At 48.7% G+C, this 25,049-nt stretch carries 20 protein-coding genes and 3 pseudogenes; 18 read left to right on the forward strand and 5 right to left on the reverse strand.

What is annotated here, in order from left to right:
- Positions 1-18: 18 nt before the first annotated feature.
- Positions 19-372 carry a VOC family protein gene (locus tag ACFPXP_RS01450; RefSeq protein ID WP_379891681.1) on the reverse strand — a complete coding sequence of 118 codons (354 nt, stop codon included), beginning with the start codon at positions 370-372 and terminating at the stop codon, positions 19-21.
- Positions 373-667: 295 nt separating this feature from the next.
- Here ACFPXP_RS01450 and ACFPXP_RS01455 point away from each other — a divergent pair, with 295 nt between their 5' ends.
- The 4 genes from ACFPXP_RS01455 to ACFPXP_RS01470 all read left to right on the forward strand — a co-directional run bounded on the left by ACFPXP_RS01455 (position 668) and on the right by ACFPXP_RS01470 (position 4,660).
- Positions 668-1,741, forward strand: a complete 1,074-nt coding sequence (locus ACFPXP_RS01455) for a FecCD family ABC transporter permease (protein WP_379891683.1) — start codon at positions 668-670, stop codon at positions 1,739-1,741.
- A gap of 3 nt (positions 1,742-1,744) precedes the next feature.
- Positions 1,745-2,506 carry an ABC transporter ATP-binding protein gene (locus ACFPXP_RS01460; protein WP_379891685.1) on the forward strand — a complete coding sequence of 254 codons (762 nt, stop codon included), beginning with the start codon at positions 1,745-1,747 and terminating at the stop codon, positions 2,504-2,506.
- 15 nt (positions 2,507-2,521) lie between these two features.
- Positions 2,522-3,544 carry an ABC transporter substrate-binding protein gene (locus tag ACFPXP_RS01465; RefSeq protein ID WP_379891687.1) on the forward strand — a complete coding sequence of 341 codons (1,023 nt, stop codon included), beginning with the start codon at positions 2,522-2,524 and terminating at the stop codon, positions 3,542-3,544.
- 63 nt (positions 3,545-3,607) lie between these two features.
- The gene (locus ACFPXP_RS01470; RefSeq protein ID WP_379891689.1) at positions 3,608-4,660 is read left to right on the forward strand and encodes an NAD(P)/FAD-dependent oxidoreductase; all 1,053 of its coding nucleotides are present in this window, start codon (positions 3,608-3,610) and stop codon (positions 4,658-4,660) included.
- A gap of 295 nt (positions 4,661-4,955) precedes the next feature.
- Here the strand turns inward: ACFPXP_RS01470 and ACFPXP_RS01475 are convergent.
- Both ACFPXP_RS01475 and argC read right to left on the reverse strand, forming a co-directional pair.
- Positions 4,956-5,396: pseudogene (locus ACFPXP_RS01475) on the reverse strand (histidine phosphatase family protein).
- Positions 5,397-5,497: 101 nt separating this feature from the next.
- Positions 5,498-6,442: an N-acetyl-gamma-glutamyl-phosphate reductase gene (gene argC / locus ACFPXP_RS01480; RefSeq protein ID WP_379891691.1), complete on the reverse strand. Its 945-nt coding sequence runs from the start codon at positions 6,440-6,442 to the stop codon at positions 5,498-5,500.
- A gap of 357 nt (positions 6,443-6,799) precedes the next feature.
- Between argC and ACFPXP_RS01485 the strand changes: the two genes are divergently transcribed.
- The 3 genes and pseudogenes from ACFPXP_RS01485 to ACFPXP_RS01495 form a co-directional block, all read left to right on the forward strand.
- Positions 6,800-7,144: a hypothetical protein gene (locus ACFPXP_RS01485; protein WP_379891723.1), complete on the forward strand. Its 345-nt coding sequence runs from the start codon at positions 6,800-6,802 to the stop codon at positions 7,142-7,144.
- A gap of 118 nt (positions 7,145-7,262) precedes the next feature.
- Entirely contained in the window at positions 7,263-7,934 is a 672-nt protein-coding gene (locus ACFPXP_RS01490; protein ID WP_379891693.1) for an ArsR/SmtB family transcription factor, read from the forward strand.
- A 36-nt stretch (positions 7,935-7,970) separates the two neighbouring features.
- Positions 7,971-8,315 (forward strand): annotated as a pseudogene (locus tag ACFPXP_RS01495) (MFS transporter); the annotation flags it as partial.
- Here ACFPXP_RS01495 and ACFPXP_RS01500 read toward each other — a convergent pair.
- Positions 8,301-8,669 (reverse strand): annotated as a pseudogene (locus ACFPXP_RS01500) (aminoglycoside 6-adenylyltransferase); the annotation flags it as partial. The pseudogenes ACFPXP_RS01495 and ACFPXP_RS01500 sit on opposite strands and share 15 nt — an antisense overlap.
- 654 nt (positions 8,670-9,323) lie before the next feature.
- On the opposite strand from ACFPXP_RS01500, the gene ACFPXP_RS01505 reads away from it, so the two are divergent.
- The 9 genes from ACFPXP_RS01505 (at position 9,324) to ACFPXP_RS01545 (ending at position 20,332) form a co-directional block, all read left to right on the forward strand.
- Complete coding sequence (locus ACFPXP_RS01505; RefSeq protein ID WP_379891695.1) at positions 9,324-11,306, forward strand: YjhG/YagF family D-xylonate dehydratase; 1,983 nt, start codon at positions 9,324-9,326, stop codon at positions 11,304-11,306.
- Positions 11,307-11,466: 160 nt separating this feature from the next.
- On the forward strand, positions 11,467-12,306 hold the full coding sequence (locus ACFPXP_RS01510) for a response regulator transcription factor (protein WP_379891697.1): 840 nt from the start codon (positions 11,467-11,469) through the stop codon (positions 12,304-12,306).
- Positions 12,307-12,720: 414 nt separating this feature from the next.
- A complete protein-coding gene (locus ACFPXP_RS01515) occupies positions 12,721-13,668 on the forward strand; it encodes an ABC transporter permease (RefSeq protein ID WP_379891699.1) in 948 nt (315 codons plus the stop codon).
- Positions 13,669-13,705: 37 nt separating this feature from the next.
- Positions 13,706-14,602, forward strand: a complete 897-nt coding sequence (locus ACFPXP_RS01520) for a carbohydrate ABC transporter permease (RefSeq protein WP_379891701.1) — start codon at positions 13,706-13,708, stop codon at positions 14,600-14,602.
- Positions 14,603-14,686: 84 nt separating this feature from the next.
- Positions 14,687-16,342, forward strand: coding sequence for an extracellular solute-binding protein (locus tag ACFPXP_RS01525; protein WP_379891703.1), 1,656 nt, complete (start codon positions 14,687-14,689; stop codon positions 16,340-16,342).
- A gap of 94 nt (positions 16,343-16,436) precedes the next feature.
- Positions 16,437-17,432, forward strand: a complete 996-nt coding sequence (locus tag ACFPXP_RS01530; RefSeq protein WP_379891705.1) for a sugar phosphate isomerase/epimerase family protein — start codon at positions 16,437-16,439, stop codon at positions 17,430-17,432.
- Positions 17,429-18,349: an NAD-dependent epimerase/dehydratase family protein gene (locus ACFPXP_RS01535; protein WP_379891707.1), complete on the forward strand. Its 921-nt coding sequence runs from the start codon at positions 17,429-17,431 to the stop codon at positions 18,347-18,349. The genes ACFPXP_RS01530 and ACFPXP_RS01535 overlap by 4 nt, the downstream gene beginning before the upstream one ends.
- A 26-nt stretch (positions 18,350-18,375) precedes the next feature.
- Positions 18,376-19,266, forward strand: a complete 891-nt coding sequence (locus tag ACFPXP_RS01540; RefSeq protein ID WP_379891709.1) for a sugar phosphate isomerase/epimerase family protein — start codon at positions 18,376-18,378, stop codon at positions 19,264-19,266.
- A 307-nt stretch (positions 19,267-19,573) separates the two neighbouring features.
- Positions 19,574-20,332 (forward strand): IclR family transcriptional regulator, encoded by a 759-nt coding sequence (locus ACFPXP_RS01545; RefSeq protein WP_379891711.1) that lies wholly within the window; start codon positions 19,574-19,576, stop codon positions 20,330-20,332.
- A 146-nt stretch (positions 20,333-20,478) separates the two neighbouring features.
- Here ACFPXP_RS01545 and ACFPXP_RS01550 read toward each other — a convergent pair whose 3' ends face one another.
- Complete coding sequence (locus ACFPXP_RS01550) at positions 20,479-21,978, reverse strand: hypothetical protein (protein ID WP_379891713.1); 1,500 nt, start codon at positions 21,976-21,978, stop codon at positions 20,479-20,481.
- A 148-nt stretch (positions 21,979-22,126) separates the two neighbouring features.
- Here ACFPXP_RS01550 and ACFPXP_RS01555 point away from each other — a divergent pair, with 148 nt between their 5' ends.
- Complete coding sequence (locus ACFPXP_RS01555) at positions 22,127-23,005, forward strand: fumarylacetoacetate hydrolase family protein (protein ID WP_379891715.1); 879 nt, start codon at positions 22,127-22,129, stop codon at positions 23,003-23,005.
- Between the two features lie 28 nt (positions 23,006-23,033).
- The gene (gene gucD / locus ACFPXP_RS01560; protein WP_379891717.1) at positions 23,034-24,494 is read left to right on the forward strand and encodes an alpha-ketoglutaric semialdehyde dehydrogenase GucD; all 1,461 of its coding nucleotides are present in this window, start codon (positions 23,034-23,036) and stop codon (positions 24,492-24,494) included.
- Positions 24,495-25,049 lie beyond the last annotated feature (555 nt).

Consider the following 25,049-nt stretch of genomic DNA (forward strand, 5'->3'; position numbering starts at 1 on the left):
CACATGATAGGGTCTGCACTATTCAGTAAAGTGCCAAAGAACACCGGCGGGATCGGTGAGGTGAAGTGCGCGCTTACCGTAAGACTGTAGCTGCGGGGGATTAGCTTTGATGTTGTATTTTTCAGCAACCCCGATGTCTTGAATATGCTTCCACCATGTATCCAAGTCCTGGACACATAATTCCAGCATGAAGTTATTTTGCAATTCCACGTTATGATAGTTTTGAAGATGAAATTCCAATTCGCTGGTCTTGAATATCGTTAATTCTTCACTAGCGAAAATGATTTCAAATCCGAGGTCTACATAAAACTGAACCGCAAGCGGGTAATCGGCACCCGAAGGAACGAAGGGACGTAATTTTATCGCTCTCATCCCGTGAAATTCGCCTCCATACTCTCAATCTCTAGTATCGCTATAGCCTCCCAAGTACTCCGAAATCACCTCTCCATCATATTTTCTATTTGTTTGATACTCACTATAGTTCAATTACTTTCAAGCTGCAATCGCGTTTCCCGATGGAATCTTCGCAAAAATGGCGTATATTTACAAAAATAATGATTGAAATTCATCCCACCTTACTATAAAATGGTATCCGTCGACTTAATTGATAACGATTATCAATATCAGTAAGGGCCTTTGCTTTGAATCTTACATCGGAGGTGGAATATTGAATCTAAAGACAGTTCATCGTTTAGAGCTGGGCAGGATCTATTATCCAACGATTTTCTTGTTTATATGTGCCATTGTTTTTTCAGCCGTTTATTCCATTTCCATTGGGCAGGTCCATATTCCTTTCAGCCAATCGATGGAAGTCGTATTGCATGCACTCACGAACGGCCATTTGGGATCTGTAGGCGAGAGCGAAGCCTATTCGAATATTATTCTTCAAGTGAGATTGCCCCGCGTTATTTTTGCGCTATTCATTGGAATGGGGCTTTCATTATGCGGCGTCGTCATGCAGGCGACGGTGCAGAATCCGCTTGCCGATCCATATATTCTGGGCATTTCATCTGGAGCTTCTTTAGGCGCAACCTTTGCGATTCTTGTAGGATTTGGAAGCGGCACGATGTTAGCGCAGTTTGGTGTAGCCTTCGGAGCCTTTGTCGGTGCGATGATAACGACGGCTGCCGTACTTATATTATCCAGCATCGGCGGGAAAGCGACATCGGTAAAGCTTGTTTTATCCGGAGTAGTCGTAGGTGCACTATGCGGTTCCTTTTCCAGCCTCATTATTTATTTTGCCAATGATGCGGAAGGGATTAAAACGGTGACCTTCTGGTCCATGGGAAGCTTGGCCTCATCGAGTTGGGATAAGGTTCCGATTATGGCGGTTGTTGTTCTGGCGGGCTGCTTGATCCTTCTATTCCAGCATCGCGTGTTAAATACGATGTTGTTAGGCGATGAATCGGCCATCACACTCGGAATCAGCCTAAGTACCTACCGCAAGTTCTATATGATCATCACGGCTCTAATCACGGGAACGCTCGTGGCTTATGCAGGCATGATTGGCTTTGTCGGGCTGATCATCCCTCATATATGCAGAGCCATATTTGGATCGGATCATAAACGATTGACGATCGCATCGGTACTGTTAGGCGGACTCTTCTTAATATGGGCAGATATTTTATCCAGAACGTTAGTACATAACGTAGAGCTGCCCATTGGCATCATTACATCCGTTATTGGCTCGCCGGTCTTCATCTACATGATCGTTAAAAAAGGCTACAATTTCGGGGGGTAAACTATGGAGCTGGTTGTAAAGGAAGTTGCAACAAGGATCGGTAAGAAGGACATCGTCAAAAACATATCGGTTCACGTAAAAAAACGTCAATTCGTAGGGCTCATTGGGCCGAATGGATGCGGGAAATCGACCTTACTGAAAAGTATTTATAAGAGCATCATGCCGCATCAAGGAACGGTCCTGTTAGATGATATGAACGTATTAAAAACAACTCAGAAAAAAATATCACAGCATCTCGGCGTGGTGAGTCAATTTAATGAAATGAATTTCGATCTCACCGTGCATCAGATGGTGCTGTTAGGAAGAACGCCGCACAAAAAATTACTAGAATCGGACAAACAAGAAGATTTAGACATTGTTGAGGAAGCATTAAGACGGACGAACTTGCTGGACTATAAGGATCGAGGATACTTATCACTGTCCGGCGGGGAGAAGCAAAGGGTGATCTTAGCGAGAACGATTGCTCAGCAGCCCCGATTTATGATTTTAGATGAACCGACCAATCACTTAGATATACGGTATCAGATTGAAATTATATCTTGCGTGAAGGAGCTGCAGATCGGGGTGCTTGCCGCCCTTCACGATCTGGAGATGGCCGCGCATTATTGCGATTATTTGTATGCGATCAAAGAAGGTGAAGTATACGCGCAGGGCACGCCGGAAGAGGTATTAACACCGGAAACGATCGAGGCTTTATATCAAATTAAATGTCAAACGTACATTAACCCCGTGACACATGGATTAGGTTTTGCTTACACCATATAACAAGGAGAATTCGCTATGAAAAAGACCATATTACTTGGAGTAGGATTGGCCACGATATTGGCCTTAACGGCTTGCGGAGGCTCGAATGAAACGAATGCGCCCGAAGGGACACAGACGGATCCACATTATCCGCTAACGATAGGAAATTACTCGAAAGCAGAGGGCGGTTCCACTTGGGAGCCGAAAGATCAAGTATTCAATCAAGCTCCACAACGAGTCATGGCCAATACACGACCGGCAGCGGAATTGTTATTGCATCTAGGGTTGGAGGATAAAATTGCAGGCGTCGGTGCGAGTTTTGGGGCGCCGGATCCATCCGTTGAAGAGGAATACGCGAAATTAAATATTTTAAGCGATGCCTACGTCGGAAAAGAGGTTACATTAGGGACGGATCCTGATCTGGTCTTCGGCCGAGGCGGTTTATTCGAAAATGCGGATTGGGGAGTAGGTACAGTAGATACATTGAACGATATGGGAATTAACACGTACGTCCTGGAATCCTCTATTCCTGGAGCAACCTACGATTCGATCTATCAAGACATTGAGAATGTAGGTGAAATATTCAACGTTCAAGACAAAGCGCAAAGCTTCATCAATGAGCTGAAGGGCAGACAAGAGGCGATTGCGTCTAAACTAGCCAGCATTCAAGAAAATAAAACGTTCGCTTATTTACATACGACCGATCCAGAAGCCATTAGTATTTATTCCGCTCACGGCGAAACTTTCTTTAATGATGTTTTCCACATGATCAAGTTAGATAACGTGTTTAAAGAGGAAGCCGGAGAGATTCCGCTCGAAACGCTCATTCAGACCGATCCGGATATTCTCATTATTCCGACGTGGACGGATAAAAACCCTGAGAATGCAGAAAAGGTGAAGGAAGGCCTCTATGGGAATCCAAAGCTGTCCAGCATGAAAGCCATCAAGAACAAGCAAATTTATGCAGTGGATTACAATTACATGTTTGGCTATGGCTATAACTCGATTGATGGAATTGAGCTGCTGGCGAAAGACATATATCCAGACTTATTTCAATAAATCGTCCTAGGAATAGGGTGGCGAGCTTCGATCATCTTTAAAGAATAGAAGGGAGTGTGCAGGGTGGAAAATAATGAGCTGTATGATGTGACGATTATTGGCGGCGGTCCAGCAGGTCTGTTCTCCGCTTTTTACAGCGGCTTGCGAGAAATGAAGGTCAAGGTGCTCGAGGTTCAGAATCGTCTTGGAGGCAAAGTTCATGTGTATCCCGAGAAAATGATTTGGGACATTGGCGCGCTGACGCCGATTTCCGGGGAGAAGCTCATCGAGCAGATGACAGCGCAAGCTTTAACCTTTGACCCCACGATTGTGTTAAATGAAAAGGTGACTTCCATCTCGAAAAATGAAGAAGGCCAGTTCATCCTGCACACCGAATCCGGCGTGGAGCATTATTCGAAGACCGTGATTCTTGCTATCGGCGGGGGAATACTGAATCCGCAAAGACTGGAAATAGAAATTGCGGAAAAGTTTGAGGTTGCGAATTTAAACTATACGATTAAATCGCTCAAGCGTTTTAAAGATAAGGTCGTGGTGATTTCAGGAGGAGGGCATACCGCTGTAGACTGGGCGAACGAACTGGAACCGATTGCGAAAAAAGTGTACTTAACGTATCGCAAGGATGCGTTGAATGCGCATGAGGCGCAAGTGTCGCAGCTGATGAACAGCTCGGTGGAATGTCTATTCCATACCGAATTGACGAGATTGATTGCCGCTCCCAATCGAGAAGTTATTCAACAGGTTGAACTGAAAAACAATATGACGGGAGAGGTTCAGCTTCTACAGATCGATGAGGTCGTAGTGAACCATGGTTATATCCGTGAAAAGAAATTGCTGGAGGAAAGTGACTTAGACATTAAGATGGCCAATGAGTACTTCGTTGAAGGGAGTGCTTACAGCGAAACATCTGTGCCCGGTTTGTATGCAGCAGGAGATATCGTCAGCTATCCGGGGAAGGTTCATTTGATTGCGGGCGCTTTTCAAGATGCGGTCAATGCCGTGAACAAGGCCAAACGGTTCATTGAGCCCGATTCCAGAGAGACGGGTATTGTCTCCTCGCATAATGATATTTTCAAAAATCGGAATCGGAAGCTAGTCGAGCAAATCGTTACATCGTAGGGTGTCATTCTGAAGAGCGCTTCATATGATGCGAGAAAACCTGGTGCTCCTAGGTTTTCTCGCTCTATGAATAGTCCAGCAACATGCCCTCTCACTTATGGGGTTTTTGCCTATTTCAATTCCGAAAGGTGGGATGTGTCATTTAGTATATGCGATGTATGTTGTTGAAACATGTTTGTTTGTAAAAGTGAAATACTGCCGACTGATGCAGTGAAATAGGCTTTAGACAACATTTCTGCTTGAAAGTTCAGCCACCATGCAATTATATATCCTAATGTGCCACCATGAGTAACAATCAAAGATGATTTTGATCTGAATGATAAATTCGGTTCATCCCATCACATACTCGATTAAAAAATTGCCTCCATGTTTCCTCATTTTGAAACTTTTGATAGTCTAAGTCAAAACCATTTCCAATTCGAGGATTCCGATTTGCTTTTGCCCATTCCTTTGTTTTTCCAGCTGCAACTCCTGTGTTAATCTCTCTAAGGTCCTTCTCTTCAAATATGTTTAATCCATGATGTTCCCCAATGATTTCCGCAGTTTGCTTCGCTCGCATCAAATCTGAAGAGTACAAACTGTACTCATGACTATCAATTTCTTTTTTTTATTTTAATCCGACAAGTTCAGTTTGTTCTCTCCCTAATTCAGTCAGCGGTGCATCTGTCCACCCGCCTGACATATTATTGATGTGATGCTCTGACTGACAATGTTGAATAATATAGATTTTTCTCATCTCTCCTAACCTCTCTCCAAAGTTATTCAGTTCTAATCAGTCAGGCATTCCATTAACTTGATGCCAGCTTAATTGTTTATCTTACTGATACTGGTTTGTGCTTACTCTAGACCTAACCCCTCGTCAAATCCGAGCAGGATGTTCATATTTTGAATCGCTGCCCCTGATGCACCTTTCCCGAGATTATCAAATCGGGAAATCAGCAATATTTGATCTTCATGACCAAAAACAAATAGATCCAAAAAGTTGGTATCATTGCACTGCATGAGATTGAAGCAGCCGTCTTCAAGATAGGCTTCAGATTCGTAGGGCATCACTCGAATAAAACGTTCATCTTGATAGTATGCAGCAAGCACTTCTTGAATATCTTTTGCCGTTACATGCTTGGTAAACATGCTAGGAAAAAGAGGAATGGTTACGGCATCCCCCTGATAATAGTTTCCGACGATGGGGGTGAATAGAGGTGCCGAGTGTAATCCTGAATAGAGCTGCATTTCCGGAAGATGCTTGTGGTGAAGATGAAGTGCATAATGTCTTGGTGCGAGAAGCTGTTCCTTATTGGAATTCTCATATTCGTTTATAAGCTTCTTCCCACCGCCACTATATCCTGTTAGTGCATAGCAAGACGCAGGGTAATCCCTCGGTATAATCCCTGCAGCGACCAACGGTTGTATAGCTAAAATATAACCAGTCGCGTGGCATCCTGGAACAGAAACCCGAGATGAATGTTGGATCCTGTTTCTTTGATCTTTATGTAATTCTGGCAATCCGTATATCCACTCCGGGTTGGTCCTAAACGCAGTACTTGCATCGATGATTTTTGTCCTTGTATTCCTGACCATCGATACGGATTCTCTTGAAGCTGAGTCGGGGAGACAGAGGAAAACGAGGTCTGCTTCATGGATGATGGCTCGACGAGCATCGTGATCCTTTCGCCGTTCCGACTCAATTTTGATGACTTCGACGTTAGGGATTTTAGATAGGTATTCATGGATCTTTAAACCGGTGGTACCTTCTTGCCCATCCACAAATATGTTATATTTCATTTTTCCACTCCTTACCATTTCAATAATATGAATAATTATATGTCCAAATGTATATTTATTCAAACATTGATTACTTTAATCGTTTACTACATTTGCTACCGCACAGGTTATCGACAGTTATTCATTCATTCATGCCGACCAGATCATCGTACTGGAAAAAAGGATGGATCACGGGCGTCTGCACACATGCTGAATGATTCTTACATCAATTGGTTGAACAACAATTTCATCATCGAGATGGATGAGTTCTTTGAGAGCGAGATATCGTAACTCGGCTGCTCGATCAAAATGGTCTCTTTGCGGTTTGGAAACGGCATTCTGGACAAAATCTCCAATGCCCGCTACGCCCCCGAAGTGATGATATTCTGCCATTTTACACCTGTTTTAACGGTACTGCTGGCGTTCCTTTTTTTGAAAGAAACGACGACACTCTTGCGAAAGCTATCCGTTTGTCTGTCGGTTAGTGGAGTCCTGTTTATCTTTATCATGAAGGGCAGCCGCATCGATTGGTCTAATATGACGGGGATTGTTCTCTTGTTCTTGTCTTGCCTGGTCGTGGCAGGGTACAACGTGCTTGCGAGGCGGCTTTTCCAATCGTTCAGTCCTGCGGAGATTACGTATGTCATGCTGGGCATTGCCTTTCTTTTCTTGCCGTGTCACTCGCGGGGCATTCAGCCGAAGGGACGCTTAATCAATTGTTGAACCGCGATGGACGACTCCATCGCTTGTTTTTTTATGGAATATGTCTTGACATGTGAAGAAGGAGTCTTTACAGTATAACTATTCAATAGATTAATTGAATAGTTGAGGTGTTGTTACGATGAGCATGGATCGAGTATGGAGAGATCAGCTGTATCAGGAGTTTGCTCGCATTGGCAAGAGTTTATCCAGTCCGAAACGCTTAGAATTGCTAGACATACTTACTCAAGGACCTAAATCCGTGGACCAGCTTGCGAAAATAACAGAGATGAGTGTTGCGAACGTATCCCAACATTTACAAACGCTGCATGAGTCAAAACTGGTTCGTTCACATAGACAAGGGAACTTTGTCATTTACGAAATTGCTGAATTTGCTGTGGCTGATTTCATGGTGTCCTTGCATCGTCTCAGTGAGAAGCAATTAGTAGAGGTGCAGAAGCTTAAATCCGATTTATTGCAAAACCATGTAAGTATCGAGCCCATCGCTTTAGAAGAGCTCCTCAGAAAAATGGACAGTGGAGAAGTAATATTATTGGATGTGAGGCCAGAACATGAATATGCCGCAGGCCATATACAAGGAGCCGTCTCTATACCAATGGAAGAATTGGAGAAGCACCTTTCGTCTTTACCGGCTAATAAAGAAATCGTCGCTTATTGCAGAGGGCCCTATTGTGTCACGTCCGCGCAAGCTGTAGAGATGTTAAGGAGTAAGGGGATCCAAGCATCTTATATAGAAGAAGGCGTAAACGAATGGAAACGCTACGTAGAACATTCAAGCAGGTCACTTGCTTAATTCAGTTCATAACCCAAAGAAAGGTGGTTCTAAGCGATGGTGCATGAACCCCAAACGAAAAGTAATGAAATCCGTCATTACATAGATTCTAATGATATGCAGAGGAAGCTGTATAAGCGTTCCCTGTTTATCGTCGTCCTGTCTCAAATTTTCGGAGGTGCAGGACTTGCTGCGGGTGTAACAGTCGGTGCGCTTCTTGCACAAGAAATGTTGGGAGAAGAAAGCTTGGCAGGTGTTCCTGCTGCTTCGTTCACCTTAGGTTCTGCTGTGGCTGCTTTGTTGGTGGGACGACTTTCAGAGCATTACGGGCGCAGGCTTGGGCTTGCTGCAGGATTTTTCGCAGGGGGAATCGGTGCAATCGGGGTACAGACCGTCGCTCTCGGCAAAATAAGACGCTACCTCTCTTAACGGGATGAGGGTCAAGTCCAGCTTAAGGCCATCCTCGAATAGGATGATATAGGAGAACCCATTCCCTAATTCCGGCGGAAAAAGCTCCATATCCTCAGGCTTCTGCATCATCAACCGTGGACCAAACGGGTCGAGCCAACGGTCGCTTTCCTTGAAAGAATCCATATCCGTGACAAAGAAGGAAATATCATAATCTTGGAACGGATCTGCTGGGACATTTCGGTTTGTGCGCGATCCCTCCAACGTGACCAAACGGACTCTGTCATCCTTTACGGCAAAATCCAAGATATGATTCATCAAGTTTCGGTCTTCTTTCACTGGCGCCATCCTCCCTTCCAGCTTTTATTATACGGATCGAAAAAGAGAGCGTCGATGGGGCAGCGGAGTTAGGCTTATCAGAACACTAGCTAAAACAATAAAAGGAAACAGGGTCAAGAGGAGGGGATATGGAATAAGAAAACCGTCTTGGAACAGCTTGTTTGGAAAGCTGTAGAAACCAACAAAAGAAAAAATAGCACTGACCAATCGCAGCGATCATACGAATGGCATATAATAACCCATACCTCTTCCAATTGATGTACAAAAAATAAACGATCCCGATGATCGAAATCGAGACGATGGTTAGTTGGGCGATGGCGGCAGTGGTTATTTCAAAAGGTCTCCTCTTATGAGATCGTCGTTTTCAATAGTTTATAAAATCAAGTTTTTTTAGTAATCGTTATCGGCAAAAAGAATGTACATTATTCAATTTATCTTTATTTGATCGTTCTGTGCATTTTATACTAGATGTGATTGAAACCTCTTTGATAACATGAAAAGGAAATTAATAAAAAGTGGAAATGTAAGCGCTTTAATTATATTCTCTAATGCTGGAATCATTGTCGCGGTCTTTGCATAATGATCAGTAAGAATTATGTCTATATTATTAAACTTAGTTTTATAATATAGAACCCATGATCTCGAGCAAGGGGGTTGAAGGTTATGTCCATCCGCTTCGATGCGATTGTAGGTGTGAAGGACGAATCGATATACGAAATTCATACGCATGCGGCAGGCCCTGCGGGACAGCTTCCGTTAACACCAGAGCTGCTGCGAGAGGCACCGAGCGGCGATTTGTTCGGCTGGACGCAAAACGTCGGTATGGGCTGGAGCGCATCGCGTCTGCTGGGAAAGCAGGTGCTGATCTTAGGAACGCAGGGCGGCATCCGAAGGGAGGATGGCAGCCCGATCGCGCTGGGCTACCATACCGGCCATTGGGAGGTGGGCCTGTTGATGCGGGAGGCAGCGGAAGAACTGAATCGCTGGGGCGGCATCCCGTTCGCCGGTTATGTCAGCGATCCGTGCGACGGACGCTCGCAGGGGACGGCAGGCATGTTCGACTCGCTGCCGTACCGCAACGACGCCGCCATGGTCATGCGGCGGCTCATCCGCTCGCTGCCGACGCGCTCGGCCGTGATCGGCGTGGCGACGTGCGACAAGGGCCTGCCGGCGATGATGATCGCACTGGCAGGTATGCGCAAGCTGCCGGTCGTCGTCGTCCCCGGCGGCGTTACGCTGCCGCCGACCCGTGGCGAGGACGCCGGCAAGGTGCAGACGATCGGCGCCAGGTACGCGCACGGCGAGCTCTCGCTCGAGGAGGCCGCCGATCTTGGCTGCCGCGCCTGCGCCACGCCCGGCGGCGGCTGCCAGTTCCTCGGCACGGCCGGAACGGCGCAGGTCGTCGCCGAAGCGCTCGGCCTCACGGTGCCGCACGCCGCACTTGCCCCGTCGGGCCAAGCGGTCTGGGCCGAGATGGCGCGCCAGTCGGCGAGAGCCGCCCTGCATATGGCGGAGAGCGGGCTGACCGCCGAGCAGATCGTAACGGATGCGGCGATCCGCAACGCCATGGCCGCGCATGCCGCATTCGGCGGCTCGACGAACCTGCTGCTGCACATTCCCGCTATTGCTCATGCAGCGGGAGTCCGGATACCGGACGCCGCCGATTGGACGGCGGTGAACAAGCAAGTTCCGCGGCTGGTCAGCGTGCTGCCGAACGGGCCGGTTCATCATCCAACCGTTCGCGTCTTTCTGGCCGGCGGCGTACCCGAGGTCATGCTGCATCTCCGCAAGCTCGGACTGCTGGAGGAAAAGGCACTTACTGTTTCCGGCTTGTCAGTTGGCGAGGTGCTCGATTGGTGGGAATCGTCGGAACGGCGCAGCCGCATGAGGCAGGTTCTGAAGGAAAAGGACGGGGTAGACCCGGATTCCGTCATCTATAGTCCGTCTAAAGCGCGGCAGGCCGGCATGAAATCGACGGTGACATTTCCGCGCGGCAACATTGCGCCCGAAGGAGCAGTCATCAAATCGGCAGCCATCGATCCTGCCGTATTGGATGCGGATGGCGTATACTGCCATGTGGGCCGGGCCAAAGTGTTTACGACCGAACGCAGCGCCATTCACGCTATTAAGAACGGAGGTATCAAGGCAGGAGATGTGATGGTACTGATCGGGCGAGGGCCATCGGGGACCGGCATGGAGGAAACGTATCAGCTAACCTCAGCGCTGAAGCATCTCTCATTCGGCAATCGTGTCACGTTGCTGACGGACGCCAGATTCTCCGGCGTATCGACGGGTGCCTGCATCGGGCATATCGGTCCAGAAGCGCTCGCGGGCGGCCCAATCGGGAAGCTGAGAGACGGCGATTGGATCGAGGTACGGATCGATCCAACGGCATTGGAGGGACAAATCAATATGCTGGGAAGCGGTGAGCAGCCTGGTACGCCGGATGAAGGACATCAGGAGCTATTGAGGCGGACTCTCCACTCTGATCTGATGGAGGATCCTGATTTGCCGGATGACACAAGACTGTGGGCTGCTTTGCAGGCAATCAGCGGAGGCACATGGAAGGGCTGTATCTATGATACGGAAGCCATCATCCGCACATTGAAGGCAGGCAGAGCGGTACTGGAATCGGACGGGGAATAGGCATACGTCAGCTTCAAGAGCCAAGGAAGCGTTGTTTCGAATCGTTCCTGCTGTTTTTTTTCGATAATGAAATAGATAGAGTTCGAATGCGTCTCAAAAAAAAGAGCGGCGCAGCAGCTTAAATTAGGGAGTCGCTCTTGTCAAATAAGGAGGGATGGTTATGTTAGGGATTTTGCTCGCAGATGACGAGCCGCTGAGCAGGGAAGGATTCCTTTCCATTGATTGGGAACGCGAGGGCTTTAAGCCGATTGGCACCAGCAGGAGCGGCAAGGATACGCTGAGGATGGTGCGGCGCTTGGCACCGCAGATTGTGCTGACCGATATCCGTATGCCGGACATGGATGGCATTGAGCTTGCGCGAAAAATTAAAGAGATGAAGCCGAACGCTAAAATTATTTTGTTGTCGGACCGCAGGGAAATCGACTACGCGATTGCTGCCATAGAAATCGGTGCAATTTCCTTTCTCCTCAAGCCATCTCGTCCGGTTGAAATGGTGGCAGCCTGCCGAAAGGCGAGGAATCTCATTGAAGCGGAGCAGCAGAAGAGCGCGGCACAGCGCAGGCTGGAGCGCAGACTGAGAGTGTACTCAGGCGTCTTGCGTGAGCGGCTCGTACCGGATGGTAGTGCATCTCGCTGCTGTGAAACGATCGCCAAGGCTGTGGCCATGATGGAAGGACATTATGCGGAGGAGCTGACTGCTGCTCGTGTCGCCAAACAAGTGCATTTGAATCCGGTCTATTTCAGCCGTCTCTTCAAAAAGGAAACCGGTGAGACCTTTTCGAATCGGCTGCTGCAGATTAGACTCGGAAAGGCGATGGAGCTTATTCGCGACCGTGATATTAAAATATATGAGATTGCCGAAAAGGTCGGATTCAAAGATGGCCGATATTTCGGACAAATATTTAAGCAGCACTGCGGAATGTCGCCGAGACAATTTCGCAGACTTCTATTAGAAAGCCCAAACAACTGGCTGGATAAAGAAGCTTCTGATGAACAGTAGTATGAAAACCCCATCACCGTATGCATGAACATGCTGCATTCCTCTCGGTATAAACTCTTCCTTGAATATGTACCTTTGAATTCTTTGGGTCCCAGCGAACACATCGATAACAAGCAGGACACACGGATTCGTGTGAATGGAATCGACATAACGTATTCCTACGCAAGTTAAAATTCTTAACATTTTGGTTGCTTTCCTCTCCTTACCGGATTCTATGTAAGCCCTTACAATGTAACTACAGCGTATTGTGAATGGCGTCTGTAAAAGGGAATTCTTGTATGGCAAGCGAACCCTTCAGACTGCCATATGCAATGCCAGCCATACACTAGCACGATGCTCTCCCAGTTACTCGTTCGCTTTGGCACAAAATAAGAACGCAGTTTTACATTATAAAACACCAATGGAAGGAGGATCATGACGAAGATGGCACGCTTAAAGAACAAGGCCAGCTACGGGCGGACGTTGAGGCAGATGAGACAGGATTATCAGCTATATCTGATTATTTTGCTGCCATTCGCCTGGCTGATTGTGTTTCAGTATTTACCGATGTACGGGCTGCAGCTGGCATTCAAGGATTTCAGAATTATGGAGGGGATTTGGGGCAGTCCGTGGGTAGGCTTCGACCATTTTGTAAAATTCTTTAACTCTCATCAATTCGAGCGCGTAATCACGAATACGCTCATTATCAGCTTCTACGAGCTGCTTGCCGGATTTCCCATACCGATTATTTTGGCTCTGGCGCTGAACGCCACGCTCCGCACAAGGTATAAGCAGGTCGTACAATTCGTCACCTATATGCCTTTCTTCATCTCCACGGTTGTCATGGTTGGGATGATTATGCAGTTTCTAAACCCGAGAGTCGGCATCGTCAATATCGCGCTCGGCTGGTTTGGATTTGATCCGATCAACTTTATGGGAGAGCCGGAATGGTTTAAATCCGTCTATGTATGGTCCGGGATTTGGCAGACTGCAGGTTGGGGAACGATCATCTATCTTGCGGCGTTGGCTGGCGTCAGTCCCGAAATTCACGAGGCGGCAACCATTGACGGCGCCAGCCGCTTCCAGCGCATCCTCCACGTCGATCTGCCCGGCATTATGCCGACGATCGTGACGCTTCTCATCCTGAATGCCGGCATGATTATGGGCATTGGCTTCGAGAAAATCTTTTTGATGCAAAATCCGCTCAACATCAGCTCTTCCGAGGTCATTTCCACCTATGTGTATTCCGTCAGTCTTGCCTCTAATGCGCCCAATTACTCTTACGCTACGGCGATCGGGTTGTTCAATTCGGTCATCAATCTGGCGTTGATTATGACCGTCAATCAAATCGCCAAAAAGGTTGGCGGAACGAGTCTATGGTGAGGAATGAGGCTTAGCATATGGAGAGGAGGCCGCTTTCATGCGTTCGAAACGAATCGCACTCACGCGAAAGGATAAAATTTTTTATTTCTTTAATGACCTGATTTTGTTCTTCGCGCTGCTGATCGTGCTGTATCCGCTGATCTATATTTTCAGTGCTTCATTCAGCGACAGGCTTGCCGTCATTTCAGGGAAAGTCGTCTTATGGCCGGTCGATTTTTCCTTAGAAGGATACCAAGCGGTATTTAAAGATTCGAAGGTGCTGGTCGGATACGGGAATACGATTATTTATACGGCGCTCGGCACATTCATCAACGTGGTGCTGACCATCATGGCGGCATACCCGCTGTCACGGAAGTCGATGGTCGGACGAAATATCATCATGTATTTGTTCGCTTTTACGATGCTGTTTAACGGGGGACTGATCCCTAACTATTTGCTCGTTCAAGATTTGGGAATGATCGATACACGGTGGGCGATGATCCTGCCGGCAGCCTTGTCGGTGTGGAATGTCATTATCGCGCGGACGTTTTTCCAGACGACGATTAGTGAGGAGCTGTATGAAGCTGCTGCGATGGACGGCTGCTCGCATGTGCGCTTTCTATGGAATATTGTGCTGCCCTTGTCGAAGGCGATTACCGCGGTGTTAGTCCTCTTTTACGGCGTGTTTCATTGGAACTCCTACTTTAACGCCTTTATTTACTTGAAAAGTCCCGAGCTGTATCCGCTGCAGATTGTGCTGCGCGACATTTTGATACAGAACCAGATCGATCCGGCGACAATCACCGATACGGAATCGATGACGAGGAAGCAGGGGATGGCCGATTTGTTGAAATACTCGATCATTATCGTGGCGAGCCTGCCGATTTGGCTGGTGTATCCTTTCGTACAGAAGCATTTTGTCAAAGGCGTCATGATCGGTTCGATTAAAGGTTAAGGAAGGCATCAATAGACTGCTTCGAAGCAAGCGGGGCAGTCGGTTGATCATAGATACACATTGCATAAGGAGGGGTTTAGGATAATGAAAAAATGGGGAGTTATCTGTTTATCGCTCATGCTGATGGTCTCCGCCGTTCTTAGTGCATGCAGCAACGGTGAGGGCGGGAACAGCGGCGGCAATAACAAGGAAGAGGATACGCAGCTCACGCTGTCGGAACCGGGCGTGCTGCCAATTACGCAAGAAAAAACGACGATCCGCATTACAGTGCCTCAAGACCCGACTGTTATTTCTTATGAATATGGAGAAAACGAGCTGACGACGTGGCTTGAAGATCAGACGAACGTGCATATCGAATGGAATTTGTATCCTTCCACCGATTCGCTCGAGAAATTGAATCTAGAGCTTTCCTCCGGCGGGGATGTCGGCGATTTGATTATGGCCTTCGAGGTCGACAATGCGATGCTGGCAACGTACGGATCACAAGGCGTTTTTCGGGATTTGAGCGATCTGATCGATAAGCACGGTCACTACATCAAGAAAATGTACGACGAAGTCCCCGGCGTCCAACAAGCAACGACTGCGCCGGATGGCAAAATTTATTCCTTAAATACAATCGGAGAGTGCTACAACTGCGACAGGGCGATGCGCTTCTGGATCAATTCGAGCTTTCTCGAAGTATTGAACATGGACGTACCTACGACGACGGAAGAGCTGTATCAGTATCTCAAAGCCGTCAAAGAACAAGATCCGAACGGCAACGGCGAGGCCGATGAAATTCCGATGGTCGGCTCTCCGCACAGCTGGTTCGCTGGCGTGGATGACTTTATCATGAATGCCTTTACGTATCAGGACTCAGATAACTTGTATGTGAAGGACGATCAAATTGTGGCTGCCTTTACGACACCGGAGTGGCGGGAAGGGCTTCGCTATTTGAACAAGTTGTACAGTGAAGGACTGATTGATCCTTCTTCCTTTACGAACGATGAAAACCAGATGCGGCAGATGGTGGAGCTGAATGACGGCAACACGGTAGGCGCGGTACCCGGCGGCGGTCAGCATGTCTTCGCTGCGAACGACTCAACGAAGATGAATTACGAGATCGTGCTGCCGCTGGAAGGTCCGGACGGCTTTAAGAACGCCTATTACAATCGATACGGAAAAATCGCCGGACCGGAATTTATTTTGCCGGCGAACGGAAAGAACGCGGACGTGGTCATGAAATTGATCGATGTGATGTATAGTCCGGAATTTTATATGAGAGCCCGTTACGGCGTAGAAGGCAAGCATTGGGAGAAGCCGGAGGAAGGTGTCCTTGCGGCGAATGGAGGCCAAGCGCTGTACCGGATTATTGGCAAGGACTTATGGCAGGAGCCGCAGCAGGTGCACTGGCACGGTCAAGGCGCGGCGTGGCCGACATTTGGCTCGGATGCGAGAGAAGCGCTGCCTGAAGGGCAGTTCGATCTGGAGTCTGTCCTCTACAAAGCGGCAAAAGCTTACGATGAATTCGCCGCAGAGATTACGGTCCCTCGCTTCTTCTTCGATAATGATACCTCAAGAAGGTTTAATGAGCTGAAGACGGAGATCAAGAAGAGCGTCGACGCCGCAACAGCCGATTTTATCGTAGGCAACCGCAGTATCGAGGATGACTGGGAGAGCTTCCAGCAGGAGCTGGAAAGTATAGGCATCGAGGAGTATATGAGCATTATGCAGGAAGAGTACGATGCCAATTGGAAGTGAAAGGTCTATAGCCCTACGGAAAAGTGAAAAGGGCAGCGGGCTAGTTGTGATATAGGGCAGAAGCCCGCCTGCCCCCACCAAGGAGGGATGCAGGGTGAAACAGCATCAAGCAGATCGGAATCAACGGGACGATGACAGGTATAGCATGATCCGTGACAGCATTCGTGCGGCTGGGATGCCGATCGTTGAACGCATCAGGTCCATGAGGGTTGGTTTTACCGGAAGCTTCTATCCGGTACCGAAAGAGGTTCCAACGGATGAAACGGCGTCTTGGCTTCTTGAGCGATCGATCGAGCTTGGCTGCCGTGTGCTCCAGCTTCCTATGCAGCCTGAACGCTTAGAGCGGATTAACGAGTTGAGCAGGCGAGCCAAGGAACATCAGATCGAGCTTGAGCTGACGGTGCCCGGCGCATTTCAATTAGCGGGAGCTTTAGCTGACGAGGCGGGAAAGATGAAGTTTCGCCAAGGCATCGAGCATGCGAAGCAGCTGGGCATTCCAATCATTCGGACCGCATACGGCAGGCTGAACATCGAAACAAGCCGGTTTCACCGTCCTAAGGGGATTCGCGAGCATCTTGAAGCTCTCGTTCCAACCCTTCGAGAGGCAGCCGCTATGGTCCGGGATGCAGGGCTGCTGCTGGCGGTAGAAAACCACTGTGATTTTACCGGGAGAGAACTGGCCCAGCTGCTTGATTTGGTCGATTCCCCCCATGTCGGCGCCGCATTAGATACGGGAAATGGATATACGGTGTTCTGTGATCCGAATGATGATGTCGCCGCCCTGGCTCCGTACACGTTCACGACACATCTCAAGGACATGAACGTCGTCAAAAATCCGCTGAAAGGCGGCATTCCCTTCACAGCATTCGGTTGTACGCTGGGAGAAGGTCATGTCGATTTGGCCGCGGCAATTGAGCTGCTGGCACGTCACAGCCCGTGCGCAGAAGGCCTGCATTTGATCGTCGAACCGGGGTGGATGGTCATGGATCCGAGTCGGGAGGCTTCTGTGCAAAGTCTCGAGTTTTTCGAAAAGAGCATTCGGTATGTAGAGGGTCTGAAGGATCAGCTGGGAAGGGGACAACAGGGATGAAAAAGGTGTTGATTACAGGCGGAGCGGGCAATCTTGCCAAATATATGATGGAACATTTGCTGGAGCGGGGATATACCGTGACGGCGTTTGATAAGGTTTCTCCGGAGGCGATTTCAGCCTTTCCCAAAGAGGTGCTGTTCGTCCAAGGGGATCTGACCTCCATGGGCGACTGCATGCGTGCGGTGCAATTATCTGAAGCGGATGCGATCATTCATTTAGGCGCGCTGCCGTATGATACCACGCTGCATCCGGGTAAGCCGAGAGTTCAGCGTGTGCCCGAGGACGAATGCATGAAGGTCAATACGATGGGGACGTACTATGTGATGGAGGCGGCGCGTCGATTTCAGGTGAAGACAGTGCTGATGGCGTCCTCATACTATACGCTGGGATTGGGCGAAAGAATCAGCAGCACGCCTTTTCAGGTTGATTATTTGCCGATTGACGAAGCGCATCCGAATCGTCCGGAAGATACGTATGCCTTGTCTAAAGTGCTGGGTGAGGAAATTTTGCAGGCCTATTCCAGAGCTTATGGGATTCGCACCGTAGCCTTTCGCCTTCAGGGCATCGATTGGCCGCATATGGATAAAGCGTACTATCGCTATGGGATCACGCCTGAGGCAAGACCAGATCATGTGGGGGGCCCGGTCGTTTCGACGCTGCAGTATTTGGACCCCCGAGATGCGGCACAGGCATTCACGCTGGCGATGGAAGCCGATCATCTGGACATGTACGAGGTGTTCTATCTGTTGACCGACAGCCGCCATGTGGAAGAGACGAAGGATGTGGTTGTTAAATACTGGCCGGATCTCGCGGACATGGCTCCCCATCTCGAAGGTACAGAGGGATTAATTACCCAGAAGAAGCTGATGACCAAATTGAATTATAAACCGCAGTATTCGTGGCGAGGACAAATTTAAAATAAGTTGGTTGGAGGTGGGGCGTTATGCCTAACAACATTCGATTTGGGCACACGGCCATTACATGGCCGAATGAGGAAATCGACAAAGCGGTACCGGCCATTGCGGCATGTGGATATTGGGGAACGGAGACGTTCGGCTGGGTATTAGAACATGGGGAACAGAGAGGGGAGAACTTGCCGGAGCTTTTTCAGCGCCATGGGCTTGAGCTGACATCGATGTATGGTCATCTTGATTTGATCAACCCGTCTCTTCGTCAGGACGGCATTGACAAGGTACTGAATTGGACGCAGCTGTACCGCAAGTTCGACGGGAAGATCGTTGTCGTCGGAGGGACGATGCTGAGTCGTGCTTCATTTCAGTTGAAGGAGCATGCGGCCGATGTGGTCAGCACGCTGAATGAACTTGGCGCACGAATTTCTGAACAGGGCATGGTTTGCTGTTTTCATCCGCATACAGGGACTGCGGTGGAGACGGAAGAAGAAATTCGCCGGATTATGGAAGCTGTAGACCCAAGCGTTGTCACCTTTGCACCTGATGTCGGTCAGATAGCGAAGGGTGGATCCGATCCGCTGTCGATCATCACGGATTATTACGAAATGATCCGATTGGTGCATGTGAAGGATTACATCGGCGGTCCTGTTGAAGTGGACAGCGAGGGCGGGGAGATCGATCCAACCGGTTTTCTCGGATATACTCCGTTGGGACTGGGAAGCGTTGATTTGCAAGGAATCCTGCAGTTTTTAGAAGAAACAGGCTATTCACATCCTGCGCTCGTTGAACTGGACGGCAATCAGTGGAGCTCCACGCGAAAGGGAACCCCCATGATGGCGGCGGAGGATGCAATCCAGGCCAGCAAAGCTTATTTGGAGCAATTAGGTTACCGCAATTTTAAGCAAGGCCACTCGAAGGAATGAATTGGTCGGTTTTGAATAGAACAGTGAACAGTGCAACGTCCAGTACAAGATGGATGCCGACTTGTTTTTTTAGGATATTTTTCATGCTCCTGTGGTTTTTATTTCAGATTTCTGTGCTTTGTACGGCTGACGAATTTTACATGATCCTGTGTTTCCATTTCACCTTTCCGCGCTTTGTATGGCTGAATTGACCTTCATAGACACCTATGAAAGCGTTTGATAAAATTGGAATTACATGGATTTCGAACGAATGCAGCGCCAGGAATTGGACCGTTGCTTTGCCTGGGGAAAGGATGCTTAAGGGACTATGCCAATCATTCAAGCGCTTGATCGAGCGCTTCGCATTATCGACTTATTCGATGACCAAACCAGAGAATTGAAAATCACAGAAATTAGCGAAAAGATGCAGCTTCATAAGAGCACGGTGCATTCCTTGCTGAAAACGCTGCAGATGCACGGCTATATCGCCCAGGATGAACAGAGCGGAAAGTATAGGCTCGGGATGGCGTTGGTCGAGAAAGGTCAGCTGCTTCTGCAAGGTATTGATATTCGCGGGGTCGTCCGTACACATCTTCATGCACTTGCTGAAGCAACGGGTCAAACGACACACCTCGTCGTATTGGACGGCTCAGAGGGAGTTTATATCGATAAGGTCGAGGGAGCCAAAGCGGCGATCCGCTATTCTCGGATTGGACGCAGGGTGCCGCTTCACTGCAGTGCCGTCGGAAAGGTGCTTGCCGCATTTCTAGCGAAGCCGGAGCTGGAACGGATGCTTCAGTCCTATCGGTTTATTAGGCACACGGAGAAGACGATCGATTCCATACCGTCTTTCCTGCGCGAATTGGAGCAGGTTCGCTCGGAAGGGATCGGATACGATCAGGAAGAGAATGAGCCGGGGGTACGATGTGTCGCTTCACCGATCTTCAATCATTTGGGTGAAGCGGTGGCTGCGATGAGCATTTCTACGATGGCAGCGCATGTCGGTGATGAGGAGCTAAAGGAGCTTGTTCCGCTGCTGCAGCATGAGACGGCGGAAATATCAAGCAAGCTGGGCTATCGCGGTTAGGGAACTGGGGACGTATCGATTCAGCTAGGTAATTGCAGTTAGGAAACCGCGTCTCTCCGTCGTAGGCTACTCAACTACGTAACTGCACAACTGTTCGTGCTGCTAAATCAATGACCGTAGGCTATTTTGTGTAGTGCAAAAATGCACTACACATCAATGCAAACTCGGTTTGCTCGAAAAAGTGGTGCATTTGTGCACCAGAATAGGTCGAAAACAATGGCCGAAGGCACCATGAGGTGCAAAAATGCACTACACATCAATGTAAACACGGATTGCTTGAAAAAGTGGTGCATTTGTGCACCAAAATAGGTCGAATACAAGACCGCGGGCATCATAAGGTGCAAAAATGCACTACACATCAATGTAAACACGGATTGCTCGAAAAAGTGATGCATTTGTGCACCAGAATAGGTCGAAACAATGGCCGCGGGCATCATGAGGTGCAAAAATGCACTACACATCAATGCAAACACGGATTGCTGGAAAAAGTGGTGCATTTGTGCACCAAAATAGGTCGAATACAAGACCGCGGGCATCATAAGGTGCAAAAATGCACTACACATCAATGTAAACACGGATTGCTCGAAAAAGTGGTGCATTTGTGCACCAGAATAGGTCGAAACAATGGCCGCGGGCATCATGAGGTGCAAAAATGCACTACACATCAATGCAAACACGGATTGCTGGAAAAAGTGGTGCATTTGTGCACCAAAATAGGTCGAATACAAGACCGCGGGCATCATAAGGTGCAAAAATGCACTACACATCAATGTAAACACGGATTGCTCGAAAAAGTGGTGCATTTGTGCACCAGAATAGGTCGAAACAATGGCCGCGGGCATCATGAGGTGCAAAAATGCACTACACATCAATGCAAACACGGATTGCTGGAAAAAGTGGTGCATTTGTGCACCAAAATAGGTCGAATACAAGACCGCGGGCATCATAAGGTGCAAAAATGCACTACACATCAATGTAAACACGGATTGCTCGAAAAAGTGGTGCATTTGTGCACCAGAATAGGTCGAAACAATGGCCGCGGGCATCATGAGGTGCAAAAATGCACTACACATCAATGCAAACACGGATTGCTGGAAAAAGTGGTGCATTTGTGCACCAAAATAGGTCGAATACAAGACCGCGGGCATCATAAGGTGCAAAAATGCACTACACATCAATGTAAACACGGATTGCTCGAAAAAGTGATGCATTTGTGCACTAGAATAGGTCGAAACAATGGCCGCGGGCATCATGAGGTGCAAAAATGCACTACACATCAATGCAAACACGGATTGCTGGAAAAAGTGGTGCATTTGTGCACCAAAATAGGTCGAATACAAGACCGCGGGCATCATAAGGTGCAAAAATGCACTACACATCAATGTAAACACGGATTGCTCGAAAAAGTGATGCATTTGTGCACCAGAAAAGGTCGAAACAATGGCCGCGGGCATCATAAGGTGCAAAAAAGCACTACACATCAATGCAAACACGGATTGCTTGAAAAAGTGGTGCATTAGTGCACCAGAAAAGGTCGAAACAATGGCCGCGGGCATCATAAGGTGCAAAAATGCACTACACATCAATGCAAACACGGATTGCTCGAAAAAGTGGTGCATTTGTGCACCAGAAAAGGTCGAATACAATGACCGCGGGCATCATGAGGTGCATAATTCCACGATGACAAGAGGCTAGGTTAAATATACACAATGCAGGAGATCGCAAGAGGACAGCAAATTTTTCAACTAGATTATAGAACTTGGTTTTATAATATAAAACAAAAGAGGTGGGATTGTGCGAATTGTTCGTTACGATGATGGATCGTCAGTTCGAATCGCGGCCTTAACGGATGAAGAGTATGTGTATGCTTTGGATGCACCGGATTTTATGACGATAGTCAGGGAATCCCAGGAGCAGGGCATGACAACACTGTCCGCAGTACAGCGTATGATTGCTCAGGCGCCTCCCATTCAGCACGGATTGAACGGATTGAAGCTTCTGCCTCCTATTGATGCACCGGAAGTATGGGCAGCAGGGGTCACGTACGAACGGAGCAAGGAAGCAAGGAATATGGAATCGAATGGAGGAGGGATTCATCGCGAAATGACCTTTTATGATAAGGTGTACAATGCCGATCGTCCGGAGCTGTTTATGAAATCAACGGCCGCACGGACGGTAGGACCGAATGATGCGGTCTATCTTCGAAGTGATTCCAGATGGCATGTGCCGGAATCGGAGCTTGCACTGGTGCTGGACAGCACCGGAACGATTGTAGGCTATACGATCGGCAACGATATGAGCTGCCGCGATATCGAAGGAGAGAATCCACTGTATTTGCCGCAGGCGAAAATATGGCGCAACTCTTGTGCGATTGGTCCCGCTATACGTCTTGCCGAAACGGTTTCCGATCCATATGCGCTGCGGATGGCTTGCCGTATTTTTCGCTCTGGACATATGGAAGTCGAGGAAACAGGCAGCACTGCACAGTTGAAAAGGAAATTGGATGAGCTGGTTCAGTATTTGGTACGGGACAATGTCATCTTCGACGGGACGGTGCTGCTCACCGGTACGTGCATCGTTCCTCCCGATTCCTTTACGCTGGCAAGCGGCGATCGCATTGAAATCAGTATTGATGGCATTGGTACTTTGGTGAATACGGCACTATCCGTGTAATTGCAATTTGATTGTAGGAGGTTCTTGTATGTCAGTGAAGGAACAACGGGTCACCTGCAGCTATATTCACGGTAAGTGGACAGCAGCTGCAGCAGGACAGCTCGTAAAAAGCATCAATCCCGCGAACGGAAAGGTAATCGGTCACGTTAGGTATGCGGATGCAACTGATTTAGATGCCGCCGTTGAAGCGGCGGATTCAGCAAGAAGGGGATGGCGCAAGCTGGCGGGGACGCAGCGGGGAGCGCTTCTGTATAAGGCAGCGGATTTACTGGAAAGCCGTATGGACCAAATCGGTGAAACGATGTGCCGTGAGATGGGCAAGACGTTCGCAGAAGCCAAGGGCGAAACGGCTCGCGGCGCGGCGATTCTTCGCTATTATGCGGGAGAAGGGCTGCGCAGCGTGGGCGAAGTGATCCCATCGTCGGAAGAGGATGCGCTGATGTTCACGACGCGCAGCCCGCTCGGTGTCGTAGGCGTCATCACGCCGTGGAACTTTCCGGTCGCTATCCCGATCTGGAAGATGGCCCCGGCGCTCGTGTATGGCAATACCGTCGTCTGGAAGCCGGCGACGGAGACAGCCGTGACTGCAGCTGCGGTCATGCAGTGCTTTCACGATGCCGGCTTCCCGCCCGGTGTTGTGAACATGGTCATCGGCAGCGGCGAAGTGATCGGTCAAGGCATTGCTTCTCATCCGGGCATACATGGCGTAACGTTCACGGGCTCCAATCCAGTCGGCAAGCAGATTGGGCAGGCGGCGCTGGCTAGAGGAGCCAAATATCAGCTGGAGATGGGCGGGAAAAACCCGATCATTATCGCTGCAGATGCCGATCTGGAGCTCGCGGTGGATGCGACGATGAGCGGCGGACTGCGCTCGACCGGACAGAAATGCACCGCCACAAGCCGGGTCATCGTCGTAAAAGAGGTGTATGATGTATTTAAAGAGAAGCTGGTCGAGAAGGTGAAATCACTGAAGGTTGGCGACGGCATGGACCCGTCGACTTGGCTTGGGCCGTGTGCGAATCGGAAGCAATGGGAAAGTGTGCTGTCCTACATTCGCAGAGGGCAGGTAGAAGGCGCGGTGCTGTTGTGCGGCGGGACGGTGCCGGACGATCCGACCTTGGCAGGAGGCTATTATGTAACTCCGGCTGTCTTCGATGAGGTCCATTCCAAGATGGCCATCGCCCAAGAGGAAATTTTCGGCCCCGTGCTGACGCTGATCCAAGCGGATTCCTTCGAAGAGGCGCTTGTCCTTGCTAACGATACGGAATTCGGCCTCAGTGCTTCGATCTATACGAGAGATATCGGAAGCATCTTATCTTTCGTCAGTGAAATCGATGCAGGACTCGTGCGAGTCAACGCCGAGACGGCGGGCGTGGAGCTCCAGGCACCGTTCGGCGGCATGAAACAGTCCAGCTCACACTCGCGTGAACAGGGTCGGGCAGCGATTGAATTTTTTACCTCGGTGAAGACGGTGTTTGTGAAGGGGTAGTATTTATTTTTGAATCAAGCTTCATTGGATTCAGCCTTGCCTTATATCAGTCCATGCAGCGATTCAATGGATGCAGGATATTATGTAGTGCACAAATGCACCATACCTCAATACAAACTGGGATTGTTCGAAAAAGTGGTGCATATGTGCACTAGAATTGGACAATTCGATAGATGCAGGATATTATGTAGTGCACAAATGCACTATACTTCAATACAAACTGGGATTGTTGAAAAAGTGGTGCATATGTGCACTAGAATTGGTCGATTCGATAGATGCAGGATATTATGTAGTGCACAAATGCACCATACCTCAATACAAACTGGGATTGTTTGAAAAAGTGGTGCATATGTGCACTAGAATTGGTCGATTCGATAGATGCAGGATATTATGTAGTGCACGAATGCACCTCACAATAATGCAAGCTCCTGATGCTAGACTTTAAATTGGACACGGAGAACCGAGAGTGCGACAATAAAAGCATTCATAATCGAGGTGTCCGAAATGACGAAAAAGTACGACAAGGAATTCAAACTTCAAACCGTAAGACTCATC

This window comes from Marinicrinis lubricantis (assembly GCF_042658665.1).
GTDB lineage: Bacteria > Bacillota > Bacilli > Paenibacillales > KCTC-33676 > Marinicrinis > Marinicrinis lubricantis.